The sequence below is a fragment of the Haloarcula halobia genome (genome assembly GCF_029338255.1).
GTDB lineage: Archaea > Halobacteriota > Halobacteria > Halobacteriales > Haloarculaceae > Haloarcula > Haloarcula halobia.
In genome coordinates, this window is the sequence record NZ_CP119787.1 from 2,126,567 (window position 1) to 2,143,457 (window position 16,891).

17 protein-coding genes are annotated in these 16,891 nt (G+C 68.9%); 5 read left to right on the forward strand and 12 right to left on the reverse strand.

Features of this window, described 5'->3' with window-relative positions; all coding sequences use genetic code 11:
• Positions 1–6: 6 nt before the first annotated feature.
• Positions 7–1,362 carry a phosphohexomutase domain-containing protein gene (locus P1K88_RS11275; protein WP_276410271.1) on the reverse strand — a complete coding sequence of 452 codons (1,356 nt, stop codon included), beginning with the start codon at positions 1,360–1,362 and terminating at the stop codon, positions 7–9.
• 269 nt (positions 1,363–1,631) lie between these two features.
• On the reverse strand, positions 1,632–3,122 hold the full coding sequence (gene malQ, locus P1K88_RS11280) for a 4-alpha-glucanotransferase (RefSeq protein ID WP_276410272.1): 1,491 nt from the start codon (positions 3,120–3,122) through the stop codon (positions 1,632–1,634).
• A 137-nt stretch (positions 3,123–3,259) separates the two neighbouring features.
• Between malQ and P1K88_RS11285 the strand changes: the two genes are divergently transcribed.
• Positions 3,260–4,321: a glycosyltransferase family 4 protein gene (locus tag P1K88_RS11285; RefSeq protein ID WP_276410273.1), complete on the forward strand. Its 1,062-nt coding sequence runs from the start codon at positions 3,260–3,262 to the stop codon at positions 4,319–4,321.
• Here the strand turns inward: P1K88_RS11285 and P1K88_RS11290 are convergent.
• Entirely contained in the window at positions 4,318–4,671 is a 354-nt protein-coding gene (locus P1K88_RS11290; protein WP_276410274.1) for a DUF7510 family protein, read from the reverse strand. The two genes, P1K88_RS11285 and P1K88_RS11290, sit on opposite strands and share 4 nt — an antisense overlap.
• Positions 4,672–4,764: 93 nt before the next feature.
• On the opposite strand from P1K88_RS11290, the gene P1K88_RS11295 reads away from it, so the two are divergent.
• Entirely contained in the window at positions 4,765–9,315 is a 4,551-nt protein-coding gene (locus P1K88_RS11295; RefSeq protein WP_276410275.1) for a DUF7997 domain-containing protein, read from the forward strand.
• Between the two features lie 90 nt (positions 9,316–9,405).
• Here P1K88_RS11295 and P1K88_RS11300 read toward each other — a convergent pair whose 3' ends face one another.
• Together P1K88_RS11300 and P1K88_RS11305 are read right to left on the reverse strand one after the other, a co-directional pair.
• Entirely contained in the window at positions 9,406–10,230 is an 825-nt protein-coding gene (locus P1K88_RS11300) for a CPBP family intramembrane glutamic endopeptidase (RefSeq protein WP_276410276.1), read from the reverse strand.
• A 71-nt stretch (positions 10,231–10,301) separates the two neighbouring features.
• Entirely contained in the window at positions 10,302–10,850 is a 549-nt protein-coding gene (locus P1K88_RS11305) for a DUF1684 domain-containing protein (protein WP_276410277.1), read from the reverse strand.
• Between the two features lie 99 nt (positions 10,851–10,949).
• On the opposite strand from P1K88_RS11305, the gene hisD reads away from it, so the two are divergent.
• The 3 genes from hisD to P1K88_RS11320 all read left to right on the forward strand — a co-directional run bounded on the left by hisD (position 10,950) and on the right by P1K88_RS11320 (position 13,116).
• Entirely contained in the window at positions 10,950–12,221 is a 1,272-nt protein-coding gene (hisD, locus tag P1K88_RS11310) for a histidinol dehydrogenase (RefSeq protein ID WP_276410278.1), read from the forward strand.
• Positions 12,222–12,263: 42 nt separating this feature from the next.
• Positions 12,264–12,638, forward strand: coding sequence for a HesB/IscA family protein (locus P1K88_RS11315; RefSeq protein WP_276410279.1), 375 nt, complete (start codon positions 12,264–12,266; stop codon positions 12,636–12,638).
• A gap of 73 nt (positions 12,639–12,711) precedes the next feature.
• Positions 12,712–13,116, forward strand: coding sequence for a hypothetical protein (locus tag P1K88_RS11320; protein WP_276410280.1), 405 nt, complete (start codon positions 12,712–12,714; stop codon positions 13,114–13,116).
• Here P1K88_RS11320 and P1K88_RS11325 read toward each other — a convergent pair whose 3' ends face one another.
• The 7 genes from P1K88_RS11325 to P1K88_RS11355 all read right to left on the reverse strand — a co-directional run bounded on the left by P1K88_RS11325 (position 13,117) and on the right by P1K88_RS11355 (position 16,872).
• The gene (locus P1K88_RS11325; RefSeq protein WP_276277503.1) at positions 13,117–13,317 is read right to left on the reverse strand and encodes a dodecin; all 201 of its coding nucleotides are present in this window, start codon (positions 13,315–13,317) and stop codon (positions 13,117–13,119) included.
• 35 nt (positions 13,318–13,352) lie between these two features.
• The gene (locus P1K88_RS11330; RefSeq protein ID WP_276410281.1) at positions 13,353–14,021 is read right to left on the reverse strand and encodes a DUF2238 domain-containing protein; all 669 of its coding nucleotides are present in this window, start codon (positions 14,019–14,021) and stop codon (positions 13,353–13,355) included.
• Complete coding sequence (locus P1K88_RS11335) at positions 14,018–14,638, reverse strand: hypothetical protein (protein ID WP_276410282.1); 621 nt, start codon at positions 14,636–14,638, stop codon at positions 14,018–14,020. Before P1K88_RS11335 ends, P1K88_RS11330 begins: the two co-directional genes overlap by 4 nt.
• A 97-nt stretch (positions 14,639–14,735) precedes the next feature.
• Positions 14,736–15,650, reverse strand: coding sequence for a metal-dependent hydrolase (locus tag P1K88_RS11340; RefSeq protein WP_276410283.1), 915 nt, complete (start codon positions 15,648–15,650; stop codon positions 14,736–14,738).
• Between the two features lie 40 nt (positions 15,651–15,690).
• Positions 15,691–16,221 carry a mechanosensitive ion channel domain-containing protein gene (locus P1K88_RS11345; protein ID WP_276410284.1) on the reverse strand — a complete coding sequence of 177 codons (531 nt, stop codon included), beginning with the start codon at positions 16,219–16,221 and terminating at the stop codon, positions 15,691–15,693.
• A 24-nt stretch (positions 16,222–16,245) separates the two neighbouring features.
• Complete coding sequence (locus tag P1K88_RS11350) at positions 16,246–16,560, reverse strand: DUF7116 family protein (protein ID WP_276410285.1); 315 nt, start codon at positions 16,558–16,560, stop codon at positions 16,246–16,248.
• 72 nt (positions 16,561–16,632) lie between these two features.
• The gene (locus tag P1K88_RS11355; protein ID WP_276410286.1) at positions 16,633–16,872 is read right to left on the reverse strand and encodes a DUF5816 domain-containing protein; all 240 of its coding nucleotides are present in this window, start codon (positions 16,870–16,872) and stop codon (positions 16,633–16,635) included.
• Positions 16,873–16,891: the final 19 nt, after the last annotated feature.

Consider the following 16,891-nt stretch of genomic DNA (forward strand, 5'->3'; position numbering starts at 1 on the left):
CTCGCCTCAGCTCGCGTCGTCGACGGCGGCCCGGACCAGTGATTCCACGCGGCCGACCAGGTCGTCGACGGACTCGCTCTCGGCGTAGACGCGGACGTACGGCTCCGTGCCGCTGGGGCGGACGAGTGTCCAGGCCCCGTCGTCGAACGACAACCGGGCGCCGTGGTCGGTCGATATCGAGGCATCCGGGAAGGCCGCGGGCAGCGTCTCGGCGAGCGTCTCCATCGCGCCAGCCTTGGCCGCCTCCGGACAGGGGACGCTCACCTTCCGGTAGGGCCGTTCGTCGACGACGGCCCGTCGCTCCGCGAGCGGTGTCGCCGCGAAGAGCCGGGCCAGGACGGCCGCGCTGGCGACGGCGTCTATCCAGCCGCCGAAGCCGGGGTGGACGTGCTTCCACGGTTCGGCGGCGAAGGCAACCTCGGTGTCCGAGCCGGCGTCGGCGCGAACTGCAGCGATGCCCTCGTGGAGCGCGCCAAGACGGACACGTTCGACACGCCCCCCGGCGTCCTCGACGCGCCGGTCGATGCGACCCGACGCGTTCGGCGTGGTGACGACGACCGGGTCAGCAGCGCTCGACCGGGCGGTGTACTCCTCGGCCAGCATCGCGACCACCGTGTCCTCGTGGACAACCTCGCCCTCGCCGTCGACGAGCACGAGTCTGTCGCCGTCGCCGTCGTGGCCGATGCCCAGGTCGGCGTCGGTGTCTCGCACGAACGCCCGGAGGGCGGCGAGGGACTCGGCCGTCGGTTTGCTCTCGCGGGCGGGGAAGTGCCCGTCGACGTTCGCTTCCGTGGCGACGACGTCCGTGCCCAGATCCCGGAGGACCTGCGGTGTCGCGACCCCCGCCGTTCCGTTCCCGCAGTCGACGGCGACGGTCAGAGCCGACGGGCGACCGCCGAACGAGCGGGCGTACTCGGCCACCGCCGCCCGGTAGGCCGGCAGGACGTCCTCGCGTTCGGACGCGCCCCACTGGTTCCACGACGCCGGGGCCGCGTCGGCACCGACGCGCGCTTCGAGTCGGCGTTCGGCGTCGCTGTGGTACTCGACGCCGTCGACGAACAGTTTGAGGCCGTTGTCCGTCGGGGGGTTGTGACTCGCGGTCACCATGACGCCGCGCCGGCCCCGCGAGGCGTAGGCGAGCGCCGGCGTCGGCACTCGACCGAGCTCGACCACCTGTGCGCCGGCGCTCTCGAGCCCGGCAGCCACCGCGTCGGCGAGCGCCGGGGAGGTGACACGGCCGTCGTACCCCACCACGAACGTCCCGCCGTCTCGGCCGGCGGCCCGGCCGACCGCCAGTGCCCGGTCTGGCGTGACGTCGGCGTCGACGGGGCCTCGGATGCCGGCCGTCCCGAACAGGTCCATAGGTTGCGTTCCGTGAGGGCGCGGTTTAATTCTCCCGTTCTCACGAGTCAGGACTCGCCGGTCCGGTTCGGGACCCTCCAGTCGTACTCACTCCGGTTCGGCACGACTACCGGCCCGTCCATCCGACTGTGGCCGGCCGCGCACGCCGACTCGACGAACGTCCCGATCCGCTCGGCGAAGGTCCAGCGGGCCGCGGGGATGGTGCCGTCGTCGGCGCTGAGGACGGCGCCGCCGGTGTCGCGGGCGGCACGGGGAGCACACGCGTCGGACTACCGGATGGTCCGGTCGGTCACCTGGCGCAGCCGCTCGGCGACGTCCTCGTCGAACCCGTCTTCGGTGACGCGCCACTGCCAGTTGCCGGTGGCGCTCCCGGGGAGGTTGAACCGGGCGTCGCTGTCCAGTCCAAGCAGGTCCTGCATCGTCGTCATGGCGACGACGGCGTTGGAGTTCCAGACCGCCTCGATCATGTCCCAGTTGATCTCGCTGCCGTCGGTGCCGAGGTTGTAGTGCAGGCAGTCGCGCTGGTGGTCGTCGAGCTGGCGGTAGTACCCGACGATGGTGTCGGTGTCGTGGGTCGAGGTGTAGCCGACGGCGTTCTCCGGGAAGTGCATCGGCTGGTACATGTGGCCCTCCTGGCACCAGTCGGCGTACTGCGGCACGCGCATCCCGGGGAACTCGAAGCGGTCGCGAAGCGACATCACGCTCTCGTCGACGAACCCGAGGTCCTCGGCGAAAAAGGGGAGGTCGCCGAGTTCGGCCTCGACCGTCTCGAAGAAGTCGGCACCGGGTCCGTCGCGCCACTCGCCGTCGGCGGGGTCGTCCGAGTCGGCGGGGATAGCCCAGTACTCGTCGAACCCCTTGAAGTGGTCGAGACGCGTGATGTCGACCAGCTCGAACAGTCGCTCCAGGCGGTCGATCCACCAGTCGTAGTCGTTCTCGGCCAACGTCCCCCAGTCGTAGAGGGGGTTCCCCCAGCGCTGGCCGCTGTCGTCGGGGTTGGGCGGGACGCCGGCGACGACGGCGGGGTCGTTGTCCTCGGTCAGCTGGAACGCCTCGGGGGCCGCCCAGACGTCCGCCGAGTCGAGCGCGACGTAGATGGGCAGGTCGCCGACCAGTTGCACGCCGGCGTCGCTGGCGTACTCGTAGAGGGCCTGCCACTGCTCGTCGAACACCCACTGGACGAACTCGTGGTAGCCCACTTCGTCGGCCAGCTCCACGCGGTAGTCTTCGAGCGCCTCGGACTGGCGAGTCTTGACCTCGTCGGGCCAGTCTGTCCAGATCTGGCCGTCGAACTCCGCCTTCAGCGCCATGAACAGCGCGTACCCGTCGAGCCACCCCGCCTCACGCTCGCGGAACGCCTCGAAGGCCTCCCGGTCGGCCTCGCTCGCGTCGTCGTCGAAGCGCTCGTAGGCGATGCGGAGGCGGTCTCGCTTGAACTCGCTAACCGTCCCGTAGTTCACCGAGCGGGCGGCGACGCCCTCGGGCGGGTCGAGCTCGTCGTCGGTCAGGTAGCCACGGTCCCCGAGGTCACGCAGGTCCACCAGCAGCGGGTTCCCGGCGAACGCCGAGAACGACTGGTACGGCGAGTTCCCCAGCTCGGCCGAGGTTGGGCCGAGCGGACAGAACTGCCAGAGCGACTGGTCGGCCCGTTCGAGGAAGTCGACGAACCGGCGAGCGCCGGCCCCGAGGTCCCCGATGCCGTGCGGGCTCGGCAGCGACGTGTGGTGGAGAAAGAGTCCACTCTGTCGTTCGAATCGCATGGGAAGGTGTTCATCCGACACCCCCTTCAACGGTCCGATACTTTCCGAGGGGGCTGCTGAAGGGGGCTGTGGGCCCCGTCGGACGGCCGTGCCCAAAGGTACATAACCGCATCGGCCATCCACTCGGGTATCCGAACATGCCACCGAAAGTGCTGATGCTTGGCTGGGGGTTCCCACCGAACATCACCGGCGGCCTGGATACGGCCATCGGGGAACTGTTCGAGGTGATGCAGCCCCGCGACGACGTCCAGTTCGAGCTGGTGTTGCCCGAGGAGTACGCACCGGCGGGGCGTGAGAACATCCACGGCGTCCCGACGGGGAAAGGTGACATCATCACCCGCATCGGCCGGCTGGCGGGCGCCTTCGCCGACCACGCCGAGGACGCGGACATCATCCACACGAACGACTGGTTCGGCTACAACCCGGGCTCGCGAGCCAAGTCCGCCCACGACGTCGAGTGGATAACGACCTTCCACTCCCTGTCGTCCGACCGGAACGTCAACCCGCCCGAACGGGAGGTCGAGACCGAACAGCGCGTCGCCGACCGGTCCGACCACCTCGTCGCCGTCAGCGAGTTCACCGCCGGGAAGATACAGGCGGAGTACGGCGCCGACTCGACGGTCATCTACAACGGCTTTTCTTCCGTCGAGGCCACGGGCCGGGACGTCAAGGCCGAACTCGACATCGACGGGAAGATGCTCTTTTTCGTCGGTCGCCACACCGACCAGAAGGGTATCTCCTATCTCCTCTATGCCCTCCCGAAGCTCGACCGCGACGACGTCACGCTCGTGCTCGGGGGCTCGGGCCACCTCACCGAGCAGCTCGAGCGGTTCGCCGAGCTGCTCGGCGTAGAGGACCGGGTCCGGTTCCCGGGGTACATTCCCCAGGCGGAACTGGGCGATTACTACGCCAGCGCGGACCTGTTCGTCTCCCCGTCGCTGGCCGAACCGTTCGGCATCACCTACGTCGAGGCGCTCTCGGTCGGGACGCGCGTGCTCGCCTGCGAGAACGGCGCCGGCGAGATCCTTCCGGACGACTGCGTCATCGAGGTGGACCCGAACTCCGACTCGATCGCCGAGGGCATCGAGTACGCCCTAGACATCGACTCGCCCATCGAGTACGAGGAGCGGACCTGGGAGGAGGTCGGCGACGAACACGTCGAGTTCTACCACGAGGTCCTCGAGGACGCCGACAGTTAGCGGAGGAACCGGACGTCAGTCACCGGTTCCGGGTGCTGTATGATGTACCCGTCGGCGGTCGGTTCCAGGCCCGTGACGGAGGTGGCGTCGGGGTGAGAGTCGTAGGGACTGTCGCCGCTCCCGCTCTGTGACTGGTACGGGCTGTCGTAGGGCGTCTGTCGGCCCTCAGTCGCCGACCGGTCGAAGTCCTCCGGGGGCAGGTATATCTTCTCGCCCGACGCCGAGACGACGACGACGGCGGTGTCGCGGTCCCCCGAGACGACGATACGTGTCTCGCCGTCCACGATGTCCATCTCGAAAGAGACGGTCTCGTCCTCGGTCGCCTCCGTGGTGTCTGCCGGGTCGTCCATACGCCGACTCGGTGGGTGAACCCCTTAGGTATTCTCCCGTCGCGACCCGAAATCACCCAATTTACTATACACGACGCGATGTAGGGGTGGGATATGCGGCTGCGCACGGCGCTCAACAACTACAAGCGCGACCGGTCTGACCCCGACAGGTACGCCGGGGAGCGGCGGACCACGGAGGGAGCCTTCTCCGGTCACGGCGACCGGCTGGTGCACGTCGACGCCGACGGCTATCTCCGTGACTTCTCGGCGCCGCTGTCTGAACTGTACGGCATCGACCGCTCGCAGCTCGGCATCAGGACCGGGACGGAAACCTACTGGTTTGCCGACTTAGACACGATTCGCCAGCACTACTACCGCGAGACGAACCTCGTCGAGACCGAGTACGACGTGGGGGAGTTCACCGTCCACCAGTACGACCTGACGCTGGGGCGGGCCCACGTCACCCACGTCGAACTGCGCGGTGCCGTCCCGTCACAGGCCCACCTGGTCGCGTTCATGACGCTCGCGCCGGAGGGGCGGGAGACCCGCGTGGGCCGCCTCATCCACGAGGACGGCGGGCCCGACGGGAGCAAGGCCGTCGAGGTGTTCCACCACCACGAACACGACTACGTGACTGCCTCGACCGGCCTCGACGAGGTCCACGGCCAGGTCCCCGAGCGGTTCGACGAACTATTGGGCGAGGAGCCTGTCTCTTTCCCCCGAGACGTCGCCGCCCGGCGCTACGAGGACACCCACCTGAGCGGCGACATCCTGGTGACCGCGCCGCTGGAACAGACCGGTCGCGCGGCGCGGACCTCGCTCGTGACACAGCTGTCCGACCACGACGCGATCTCCCGCGAGGAGGCCCTCGCGGACCTCAGACACTGCGTCAGCACGCACGAGACGTCCGACGACCTGCGTGCGGCGGCCCGCGAACGGACGTCGGTGACGGTCCCCGAGGAGTCCCCTCGCCCCTCGGTGGTCCGGACCGACCTCCGCGTCCTCGACCTCCTGCTCGCGCCGACGGGGGCCCACGTCTCGGCCCCCGACTTCGACCCCTTCTTCGTCAACTCGGGAGGCTACGGCTACTGCTGGTTCGGTGAGGATGCCACCGTCGCGAAGAACTTGCTCGCCGTCGACGACAGCGTCGGCCTCGGCGTCGCCGACCGCCTCGCCGATAAGGCCGCCTTCTACTGTGCTGGCCAGCTCGAGGACGGGACCTGGCCCCACCGCGTCTGGGCGTCGGACGGGGACCTGGCCCCGGGGTGGGCCAACGCGCGAGTCGAGAACGACGACACCTCCGGCGAGTTCCAGGCCCACCAGTCGGCTCAGGTGACCGCGTTCCTCGCCCGGTTCCTCCGAACCCGGGGTGACGACATCGACGACGTCCTGGCGGGGGAGATACGGAAGACACTGGCCGACGCCGTCGACGCCATGGACGGCTCGCTGGACCAGAACGGGCTGCCAGAACTGTGTCAGAACGTCTGGGAGGACACGATGGGGCAGTTCGCCCACACGGCCGCCTGCTACATCGAGGCCTACGTGGCGGTCGCCAGAGCGCCGGTCGGACCGGCGGTGGAGGCCGCCGCGACCGACAGCGCCCACCGTGTCTACGAGGCACTGGACGAGCTGTGGGGCGACGACGCGGGGACGTTCGCCCAGCGACTCGACGGCAACGGCATCCCGGACCGGCGCCTCGACGCCTCGACGTTCGCGCTGGTCGACGCGTTCCGGGCCTACGCCTCGCTGGAGTCGGTCACGCTCTCGGAGACGGACCTGGACCGGCTGTCGAGTCACGTCGGTGCCCTGCTCAACGGCCTGTACCGGAACCCGCCCGGCAACCCCGTCGGCGGCCTCGTACGGTTCGAGGGGGACCGCTGGCGGACTATGGACCAGGCAGACGAGAAGATCTGGCCGCTCGCGACGGCGATGGGGGCCGCGGCCGCCGCCACCCTCGGCGAACTGCTGGAGGGCTACGGCCGCAGCGGCGAGGCGTTCCTCAAGCGCGGGAGCGACCTGTACAACCTCCTGCGGGAGGAGGGGCCGCTGACCAGCGACGTGGGGTACCTCCCGGCGCAGGTCTTCGACGACGGGACACTCGACGGGGCGACCCCGCTGGGCGCCGCCCACGCCCTCAGACTGCGGGCCACGACCGTGCTCGGCGAGCAAAACGCCCTGCCGACGGCGCCCGCCCCGACCGGGCCCGAAGAGCGGCTGCGGTGGACGACCGGGGAGAAGTACGGCGTCAGTACCGTCGCTGACCACGGCAGTCAGGACCCCTCCCGGGTGTGGTTCACGCTCACCGAAGGGGCGCTGACGGAGGCCCGGTTCCCGCGCATCGACCTGATGAACCTCCGGACGCTGGATTTCCTCGTACGCTGCCGGGACGAGCAGTACGTCGTCCGGACACACAAGGAAAACCGGCGGCGCAGCGCCACCGACACCGTCGACAGGCGCGTCGAACCGGCGGCCGACGACGCCCTCCTGTTCCGGCACGTCATCACCGAACAGAGCGACGGCCACGGCCACGCGTGGTCCCTGACCGTCGAGTACGCCGCCGACCCGGACCACGACGCCGTCGTCGCCGACGTCACGTTCGAGGCCCGCGACGGGAAGACCTACGACGTCTTCGCCGTCGCCGACACCGCTCTGAGCACGACGGGCGAGACGGAACGGGGCCTTCGCCTCTCGGGGTCGACCGGTCACCACCTGGTCGCTCGCGACGCGGAGGCCTACACGCAGTCGGCCACCCCGCCGCTGCTGGTCGACGAGGACGGCGAGGGCTACTCGGTGGCGCTCGCGCTGGCCGCCGAGGGCCGCTTCGACTGGGCGACGGTCGGCGTCGCCGGCGACCGGCACCTCCAGACGCTCTTCTCCGAGGAGGAGCTGCCGGCCGGACGCGACAGCGTCGAGAGCGACCACGTCGTCCTCGTGGGTCGCATCGGGAGCGGCGCGGAGACGGACACCCGCATCGCGCTGGGGTTCGCGGGCAAGGCCGACACCGCGGCGGCACTCGGCGAGGCCGAGGGTGCGCTGGCGGCCGGGTACGAGTCCATCCGCGACGGCTACCGGGACAGCTGGCAGTGCTTCCTCGCGGACAAACCGCTGCCGGACTCCGTCGCCGGCGACCCGGACCTGGCCGCCCAGTACCGGAGCGCGCTGATGACGCTGCTCGCCGTCGAGGACAAGACCTTCGACGGGGCGTCGGTCGCGTCGCCGTCGGTGCCCTGGGGCGAGGTGGTCACCGCCTCGAAGGCCCAGGGGGTCGGGTACAACTTCGTCTGGTCGCGGGACCTCTACCAGGTCTTTACCGTCTTCGACGCCGTCGACGGCCTGGACCGGGCCATCGACCACCTGGAGTTCGTCTACGAACACCAGCAGCAACCGGACGGGTTCGTGCCACAGAACACCTACGTCAACGGCGAGACGCGCTGGGTGGGCGAGCAGATGGACAACATCTCGTTCCCGCAGGTGATGGCCTACCACCTCTGGGAGCGCGGTGTCGACTTCGAGGACGTGGCCTACGACTTCGGGAACCTGCGGCGGTCGGCCGACTACGTCGCCCGGAACGGGCCAGCGACCTCACAGGAGCGCTGGGAGGAGGAGGCGGGCTACTCCCCCTCGACCATCGCCGCCGAGATCGCCGGCCTCGTCTGTGCCGGGAAGGTGGCGATGGACACCGGCCGGGACGCCGACGCCCTCTCGTGGTTCGCGCTGGCCGACCAGTGGACCAACGTCGTCGAGTCCTGGACCGCGACGGAGACGGGCACCGAGAAGCACGACCGGACGCCGTACTACGTCAGGGTGACCCGCGAGGGCGAACCGGAGTCGGGGGTCAAGCGGACGCTCGCGAACGGCGGGCCGACCCTCGACGAGCGGGACATCGTCGACGCCGGGTTCCTCGAACTGGTCCGTCTCGGCATCAAACCCTGGGACGACGCGGTCGTCCGCAACTCGGTGGCCGAGGTCGACAAGACCATCCGCGTCGACCTGGACGGCAAGCCGGCCTTCTACCGCTACAACGGCGACGGCTACGGCGAGCGCGAGCGAGGCGACCAGGGGGGGCCCTGGTCCGTCGAACACAACGGTAAAGGACGGCTCTGGCCGCTCCTGACCGGCGAGCGCGGCGAGTACGAGCTCCTCACGGAGGGCGAGGCAGCGAGCGACGACCCCCAGGATCTCCTCGACGCGATGGCGGCCTTCGCCAACTCCGGGCGGATGCTCGCCGAACAGGTCTGGGACCGCCAGTACACCACCGACTACGACTGGGAACCAGGCGAGGGGACGGGTGCGGCGACGCCGCTGGCCTGGGCGATGGCCCAGTTCGTCCGACTGGCCCACGGCATCGACGCCGGCGAGCCGGTCGAGACGCCCGAATTCGTCCGCCAGCGCTACCTTGAGAGGGAGGTTCACGAACACGACCGGGGGCCGGCACTCAGCGTCGACACCCGGTTCCAGGGCGAGCGCATCGTCTTCAACGGCAAGACCACGGGCGCGCTCGTGGCGGTGAAGACGCCCGTGGACTCGGCGCTGGTCGAACCCGAGGACGGCACGTTCGAGGTCGGCCTCGAGATGGAGTACGGCGAGAACACCTGCATCGTCGCCGCCGCGTCGGGGACGGACCTGGAGCGGGCCGGGACGACGGTCTCGCGCTTTACGCTCTGAGAGGGTCACTCATACTGCCGGCTGTAACATGTAGAAAATACTCGGCTCCCCGGGGTGCCGAGAATTGGTACGAACGTACAGCCGGCAGTATCAGAACACCAGCGCCGCCTCGGGCAGCCCCTCGCCGTACTCGATGGCGACGTACAGCAGGGTAAACAGCGTCGCGTTGTAGACGCCGTGGATGAGCGACGGGACGACGATGTTGTCCGTGAACTCGTAGGCCAGGCCGAAGACGAGGGAGGGGCCGACCAGCACGCCGAGGACGACGAGGTTCCCGGTGGTGGACCCGCCGCTGAGTGCGAACCAGTGGAGGGCGGCGAAGATGACGCTGGCGAGGACCACCGCCACCTGCCACCCGAACACCTCCTTGAGTCGGCCCTGGACCACGCCCCGGAAGAGCAGTTCCTCGCCGGGGCCAATGAGGAGGATGGACGCCGGGATGAGCAACAACAGCACCTCGGGGTTCTCCATCCCGACCTCCGCGGCGGCGTTCTGGCCGGTCTGGACGTTCAGCGACGATACGACGAGGCCCCCGACCATGGCGGCACCGATGGCGGCGACGTACCCGACGCCGACGATGAGGACCTGTCCGACCGTGGGCACCGCCGCCGGCAGCGAGAGCGAGGAGACGCCGCCGGACAGACCCAGCACGGACCGAACCTTCGGCGCGAGTCGCGGGCGATACTTGCGATAGGTCAGCGCGACGCCGGCTGCCCCGATCCCCTGGACGAATATCAGGCTGATGACGATAAAGCGAACCGGCGTCATCTCGATGCCGACGCCGGCCGAGAGGACGAACCCGGCGAGGAGGGCCAACACAAATCCCAGGAAGAGGCCGCCGCCGCCGAGGCCGACGGCCGCGACGAGGGCGACGGCCGACCGGACGACGGGGCGCTCTCGGGCGACTGTTTCCATACGTCATGTAGCGTCGGTACGACGAAAAATGTTCGTTCTTCGGGTGGGGTTTCCGGGACCCGTAGAGACGGCTACCGATCGCGCTCGCCGGCCTCGACGGTGGTCTCGAGCCAGTTCTCCTCGGGCGGGACCGGGCAGTCGAACGCCTCGCTGTATGCACAGAACGGGGCGTACGCGAGGTTGAAGTCGACCGTGAAGGTGTCGCCGTCCTCGAGTTCCCGGTCGGCCTCCAGTTCGAGGTACCGACCCTCGTGGTAGGTCTCCTGTCCGGTCGTCTTGTCGCGGAACGGGACGAACAGCGACGTCGGGTCGTCGCCCGCCTGGCGGTAGCCGTGGAGTTCGACCCGGTCGCCGTCGAGGTCGAACGACAGCGTCGCGACGCGCAGGTAGCGCACCGTGCGGCCGGCCGTGGTGTCCATCTCAACGGGCTCTGGGTCCTCGTGGACCGTCACCGTCGCCTCGACACGGTAGGCCGGGTCCGGGTCGTAGTAGTGCAGTCCCTCGAAGGAGTCGCGCTCGTCGGGCGGGATGGGCGACTGGTCGTGTTCGGCGAGGAACCGGTCTTTCTCGGCGCGGTTGGCGCGCAGTCGCTCTGCCCAGTCCTCGGTGGCGTCGGTCATACGCAGCTGTTCTCGGCCAGCAGTTTGGGTCTGTTGGGACGCGCCGACCGGGCCCGTCGAAAGGGAAACCCGTTTTTCCACGCGTCACGAACGCCGCCTATGAACGTACGTACGGTTGCCGACCTCGCACCAGACGAGCGGGCAGCGCTGTTCGACCGCGACGCCGGGGTCGAGGCGGTGCGCGACGACGTCCGGGACATCGTCGACCAGGTGCGCGAGGAGGGCGACGTGGCGCTGCGGCGCTTCGCCAGCGAGTTCGACGGCGTCGAAGTGGGGAACGTCGACATCACCGACGCCGCCGAACGCGCCGCGAACGAGGTAGACGACGAGGTGCTCGCCGCCATCGAGACGGCCGCCGAGAACGTCCGCGAGTTCCACGAACGGCAGGTGCCCGACGACTGGCGCGAGGACTTCGACGGCCGGGAACTCGGGCGTCGTTTTCGCCCCCTGGAGAGCGCCGGCGTCTACGCGCCCGGCGGCACCGCGGCCTACCCCTCCAGCGCGCTGATGGGCGTCATCCCGGCGAAGGTCGCCGGCGTCGACCACGTCGCCGTCGCGACGCCGCCGGCCGACCCGGTCAACCCCGTCACGCTCGCGGCCATCCACGTCGCCGGCGCGGACGCCGTCTACCAGGTGGGCGGGGCACAGGCCATCGCCGCGCTGGCCTACGGCACTGAGACGGTCAGCGGGACGGACATCGTCGTCGGCCCCGGGAACCGCTGGGTCACCGCCGCGAAGGCCACGGTCCGGGGCGACGTCGCCATCGACTTCCTCGCCGGCCCCTCCGAGATCATGGTCGTCGCCGACGAGACGGCCGACCCCGCGTTCGTGGCCGCGGACATGGTCGCCCAGGCCGAACACGACGAGAACGCCTCCGTGGTGACCGTGACCGACGACGAGGCCCTCGCCGAGGCGGTCGTAGACGAGATCGAGGCCCAGGTCGACGGGCGACAGCGCCAGGCGGTCATCGAAGCGGCCCTCGAGAACGACGCCTCGGGCGTGTTCCTGGCGCGCTCGATGAGCGAGGCGGTCCTGTTCGCCGAGGAGTACGCCGCCGAACACCTCTCGATACAGGCGGCAAACGACGAGGACCTCCTGGAGCGCATCCCCTCGGCCGGGTCGGTGTTCCTGGGCTCTTACAGCCCGGTCGCCGCGGGCGACTACGCCGCCGGGACGAACCACGTCCTCCCGACGGGCGGTGCCGCGCGCGTCACCGGCGGCCTCTCCGTGGACACGTTCGTCCGCTCGACGACTGTCCAGCGACTCTCGGCCGACGCTCTCAGCGACCTCTCGGGGACTATCACGACGCTCGCCGAGGCCGAGGGCCTGGAAGCCCACGCCGAGAGTGTCCGCAGGCGCTCGGAGGAGTAGGTCGGCGTCACTGTTAACCCGTTCCGGAACGCACGTTCTCCCATGAGTAGCACCGCCGACGACGCCAAACCGGAACCGGGCGGGACGAACGTGGCCGTCAGCGAAGAGGCGGCAGCCCAGGCGCGCGAGCTCATGGAGAGCGAGGGGATGGACCTCGAGGCGGCGGGCCTGCGTCTGTACGTCCAGCAGGGCGGGTGTGCCGGCCTCTCGTACGGGATGCGCTTCGAGCACGAACCGGAGGCCGAGGACAACGTCTTCGAGCGCAACGGCCTGCGGGTGTTCGTCGACGGCGCGAGCATCGACTACATCGAGGGGTCGGTGTTAGACTACGAGGGCGGCCTCCAGGGAGCGGGCTTCCACGTCGAGAATCCGAACGTCGTCAGCGAGTGTGGCTGTGGCGAATCGTTCCGGACCTGACCGGCCGACACGTTCTCGCCGTGCGGTCCTGTCCGCGCTGGGCTCGCTCGCCGGACTGGCTGGCTGTAACACGGTGAGCGACAGCCGCCGGGAGACTGTCACTCCGGTACCGGTTCCGTCACCGGACGCGACGACGCCCGGTCCCGCCGACGGCGAGCTGGCTCCGTTCGAGGAGGGGGCGTCACTGCGACTCCGAAACGAGCGGGCCTCCCGCCGGAGTCTCGTTGTCCAGGTCACACTGGACGGGACGGTCCTGTTCGAGGCCAGCGAGACGGTACTCGGCGGTCGGGGGGTCACCTACGAGGGTGTCCTCCCCCGGACCTACGGTCTCACGAGCGACAGTCCCCTGACTGTCGTGCTCTCGACCCTCGACGGTCGACTCCGCTTCGAACGGGACATCGCCGTGACCGGTTCCACGCGCTTGCTCGTCGCCGGACTCGTCCGCGACGGGGTCGAGTGGACTCGACTCGACGGCTGATCACTCCTCGAGCTCGAAGGCGACGACGACTTCGGCCTGGTACTCGCGACCCTCGACGCTGGCGATCTCGACGCCCAGCTCCTCCACCTCGACCCACTTCAGGTTGTCGAGCGTCTGCTCGGCGCGCTCGATGGCGTCGTCGGCGGCAGCGTCGAAGCTCTCGGGACTGGTACCGATTAGTGTAATCTTCTTGAACACCATGGCGTGGTGTCGAGTCGTCCGGTGACGACATAAAACTACGGCCGGAGGCCGGTGCGGGACTCCAGCAACTCCTCGACGTAGCCCACGGCGTCTGTGAGGTGGGCCGTCCCCCAGACGGCGACGATGATGGCGCCGATAGTGTTGAACACCAGGTCGAGCATCGTGTCACGGAGGCCGTACTGGGTGAGGATCGTCTGGTTCCCCGTCGCCTCGGCGAGAAGCGAGACAGAGAACTCGATGACCTCCCAGATGACGCCGAAGGCCATCACGAACAGGAGGAGGAACACGAACATGAACCGGGGCGGGAGGTAGAGCCCCTCGGAGTGCCTGTCGAGGGCCCGAACCGTCGTGTAGCCGACGGCGGCGACCACGGACGACGAGAGCGCATGTGTCACGTTATCCCACAGGGGGACCGTAGCGTAGAAGTTCTGCTCGGCGCCGGGGAGACCGACGACCCCCAGCGCGTGGAGGAAGACGGCCGAGGTGATCCACAGCGTCAGGGCGGGGTCGAGCGCGATACCGTAGTCGCGTTCGAGCAGCGACGGCAACTGCGTGACCAGCAGGCCGATGCCCGTGTTGACCATGATGCCCAGGTTGCCACGCTCCAGGCCGATGGCGAAGATGCCGACGAGACAGAGCGTCAGGAACCGCGATATCTGGCGCTGTCGTCGGCGACCGACGCCGATGCGGTCGCGCAGCCTCATGGCTCCGGTTGCACCTCCGGCGGTATCCGACGTGTCCCCAGCTGGCGGCGGACGTAGAACGCGAAGACGAGGCCGGCCCCGACCCCGGCGATGGTGGAGGCCACGAACTCCCACATCAGCGCCTCCTCGATCTGGTGTTCGGTCAGCGCCGGGTCGAGGACGAACGTCGTCCCCAGCAGGACGTCGGCCCCCCACCGGAGCACGGCCCACCCGCCGGCCGCGGCCATCGTCGCGATGGCGACGAACACGACGGCAAAGCGGGGCGTCATCCGGACCGGCGTGAACACGTGGAGCTCCACGGCGATGATGAGCGCGATGGCCGCCACCGAGAGGTAACTGGCCAGGTTCCCGGTGACCGGCACCGTCGCGAACAGGCGGCCGACCACGGGGAGGGACGCCAGCAGGAGTATCTCCCACGGCAACATCGCGTAGCGGTTGACGAGCATGACTGGCGGTAACACCGCCAGCACCCCCACCGTCGCGGCGAACACCGTCCAAAGGTGGTTCCCCCCGAGGAGACTCGTCGCGGCCACGGCGAAAAGGACGGCCACGATGGTCCACCCGACCAACGCGTTCAGTTGCTTGTCGCGCAGGAGGTCGGTGACGTCCCGGTTCATACTCTCTGCAAACCACCCGACCCCGAAAATGCTATCGGCTACGGGCCGATCGACCTGTTCAACGAGCACACACGTTCCCGTCTCGCCCGACAGCCGGTCAGAGCAGGCCGTATGCAAGCGTGTACGCCACGGCCGCGATGGTGATGGCGGCGAGTCCCGTCACGAGCGCCTGGAGCCAGTCGACACCCTCGCTGAACGACCGGACGGGCGTCCCGACCGCACCGAGGGCGAGCACGCTGAACACGAAGTGGGCCGACTGGTCGAGTGTCGGGGCGGGGAGGACGAACACGGCGACGGCGTAGCCGACGCCGAGCGAGGCCCGGGGGTAGACCAGCGCCGTGAGCGTGTACCCGTTGAGTCGCGCGTAGGTCCAGACGGCCAGCCAGACTGTCGCCAGTTCGACGGCGAACGCCGCCAGGAGGTGTCCAGTCGGGTCGGGGTGCAGGAGGACACGCTCTGCGAACAGCGTGACCTCGAACGGGTAGAGCATCGGCGGCGGCGATCCGGTGAAGAGGTCGCCGAAGGGGTGCGAGAGGAGGCCGACGAGTGCGACGGCCAGCGCCTGGCGCGGGGCCACGTCGAACCGCTCGGTCAGGAGCGCCACCGCGAGGCCGCCCAGCCCGTAGACGAGGACCACGAGGCCGCCCACCCCGCCGCTGAACAGCGTCGCGACGGCGGCGAGTCCGCCCACCACGCCGATCGAGAGCACCCGCGCCGGGTTACGGCCGGACACCCACAGCGCGACGGCGACGGCCAGGACCGTCCCCATCACGAGCGAGTGAGTCGGTCCCCGGTGGATGACGTTGGCCGTCTCCCAGAACACGTCCGGGCCCAGCGAGTTGACCGACCGCAGCAGGAGGCCCACCGGCGCGTAGACGACGTCGACGTCGGGCACGGTGGCAAAGAGCGCGGCCAGCACACCGAGCGTCAGCGCACGTGCTCGCGGGAGCCCCCACCGGTCCGCGGCGAGGGCCACGAGCGAGAACGCCAACAGGCCGTGTCCGACGAACATAGGGTTACCTTTGTGGTCAGGACTCTTAACTACCCCTGTGCTACGTGCTGGCGTTCTTCGTCCACTGCTTCTCGATGTCCGCGTTGGCTCTGACGACGGTGTCGCCGTCCACCAGGAACCGGGTCTTCCGGAGTTCGATGGCGACGACTTCGCCCGTGACGCCGCCGGCCGTGACGTGGTCCCCGGGGTTGAAGTCGGGGTCCCGGAGGAGGTAGACGCCGGCGACGGCGTCGGCGATCATCCCCGACAGGGCGTAGGAGACCCCCAGTGCGAGGAACCCGGTCGCCGTGCCCAGCGACGCAGCGATAGCGGTGAGCCCGACGATAGAGAGAAAGGAGAGCACGACCGCGAACCACAGGAACACCAGCACCAGGACGGCGATGAACTGGCGGTAGACCGTCGATTCGCCTGGAAAGGCGTTCTTCAGGACCGCCCTGACGACGACCATGACGAGTTTGATGAGCACCGCGGCTACCGCGAGGAAGACGATGCCGGTGATTATGTCTGGCAGCGCGTCGGTGACGTTGGTTACGATCTGCTCGAACGCGCGGTTGAGGACGTCGACTTGCACGCCGGCGAATCGAGCGTCGCGGGCTTAAAATGTGGGCGTGGTGTCGGCGGGGAACACCTCGTACTCCCCGTCGTCCCGGACGCCGATGAGCGCCCACTCGTAGGACAGGTCCATCCCCCGCAACCGGTTATAGAGACGGCCGACGTCACCGTCCCGTGTGACGAAACACCTGAGTTCGCCGGTGTCCGGTGGCGTCTCGTCCGGTTCGAGTACGGACACGGTGACAGTGCGCCACTTGTACTCCGCGTGGATTTCTGAGCCAGTACGCGACACGGTGTAGCCGAGTTCGTCGAATATCGACCGAGCCTGCTCGCCTAGCGATGTGGTAACGGCCCCCATCTGCCACTCAGTACCAATGGGGGGGACATAAACGTTCCTACTGACAGGAATCCACGTACAGTCAGGTAGCGGTCACTCGTGTGCAGCGTCCCACTCGTCGGGTTTCCGGAGGTTGCTACACTCGTTACAGCGGATACGCCCCATGGAGTCCATGGCGTTGTCGAACGTCTCGCAGTTACTGCAGAAGTAGCCCCACCGTCGCGTGCCCGCTGTGTCGGTATACGCGACGTAGAACGGTCCCTTGGTCCCGATGTCGCCGTCGGTGGTATCGACGTACAGCGTCGTCCCCGTCGGCCCGTCGTAGGCGTCCATACGTTCCCGGAGGGCGGCC

Excerpts from the sequence above, each read along its gene's own strand:
- P1K88_RS11275 (WP_276410271.1), bottom strand. The coding sequence starts at position 1,362 with ATGGACCTGTTCGGGACGGCCGGCATCCGAGGCCCCGTCGACGCCGAC.
- malQ (WP_276410272.1), bottom strand. The coding sequence starts at position 3,122 with ATGCGATTCGAACGACAGAGTGGACTCTTTCTCCACCACACGTCGCTG.
- P1K88_RS11285 (WP_276410273.1), top strand. The coding sequence starts at position 3,260 with ATGCCACCGAAAGTGCTGATGCTTGGCTGGGGGTTCCCACCGAACATC.
- P1K88_RS11290 (WP_276410274.1), bottom strand. The coding sequence starts at position 4,671 with ATGGACGACCCGGCAGACACCACGGAGGCGACCGAGGACGAGACCGTC.
- P1K88_RS11295 (WP_276410275.1), top strand. The coding sequence starts at position 4,765 with ATGCGGCTGCGCACGGCGCTCAACAACTACAAGCGCGACCGGTCTGAC.
- P1K88_RS11300 (WP_276410276.1), bottom strand. The coding sequence starts at position 10,230 with ATGGAAACAGTCGCCCGAGAGCGCCCCGTCGTCCGGTCGGCCGTCGCC.
- P1K88_RS11305 (WP_276410277.1), bottom strand. The coding sequence starts at position 10,850 with ATGACCGACGCCACCGAGGACTGGGCAGAGCGACTGCGCGCCAACCGC.
- hisD (WP_276410278.1), top strand. The coding sequence starts at position 10,950 with ATGAACGTACGTACGGTTGCCGACCTCGCACCAGACGAGCGGGCAGCG.
- P1K88_RS11315 (WP_276410279.1), top strand. The coding sequence starts at position 12,264 with ATGAGTAGCACCGCCGACGACGCCAAACCGGAACCGGGCGGGACGAAC.
- P1K88_RS11325 (WP_276277503.1), bottom strand. The coding sequence starts at position 13,317 with ATGGTGTTCAAGAAGATTACACTAATCGGTACCAGTCCCGAGAGCTTC.
- P1K88_RS11330 (WP_276410281.1), bottom strand. The coding sequence starts at position 14,021 with ATGAGGCTGCGCGACCGCATCGGCGTCGGTCGCCGACGACAGCGCCAG.
- P1K88_RS11335 (WP_276410282.1), bottom strand. The coding sequence starts at position 14,638 with ATGAACCGGGACGTCACCGACCTCCTGCGCGACAAGCAACTGAACGCG.
- P1K88_RS11340 (WP_276410283.1), bottom strand. The coding sequence starts at position 15,650 with ATGTTCGTCGGACACGGCCTGTTGGCGTTCTCGCTCGTGGCCCTCGCC.
- P1K88_RS11350 (WP_276410285.1), bottom strand. The coding sequence starts at position 16,560 with ATGGGGGCCGTTACCACATCGCTAGGCGAGCAGGCTCGGTCGATATTC.
- P1K88_RS11355 (WP_276410286.1), bottom strand. The coding sequence starts at position 16,872 with ATGGACGCCTACGACGGGCCGACGGGGACGACGCTGTACGTCGATACC.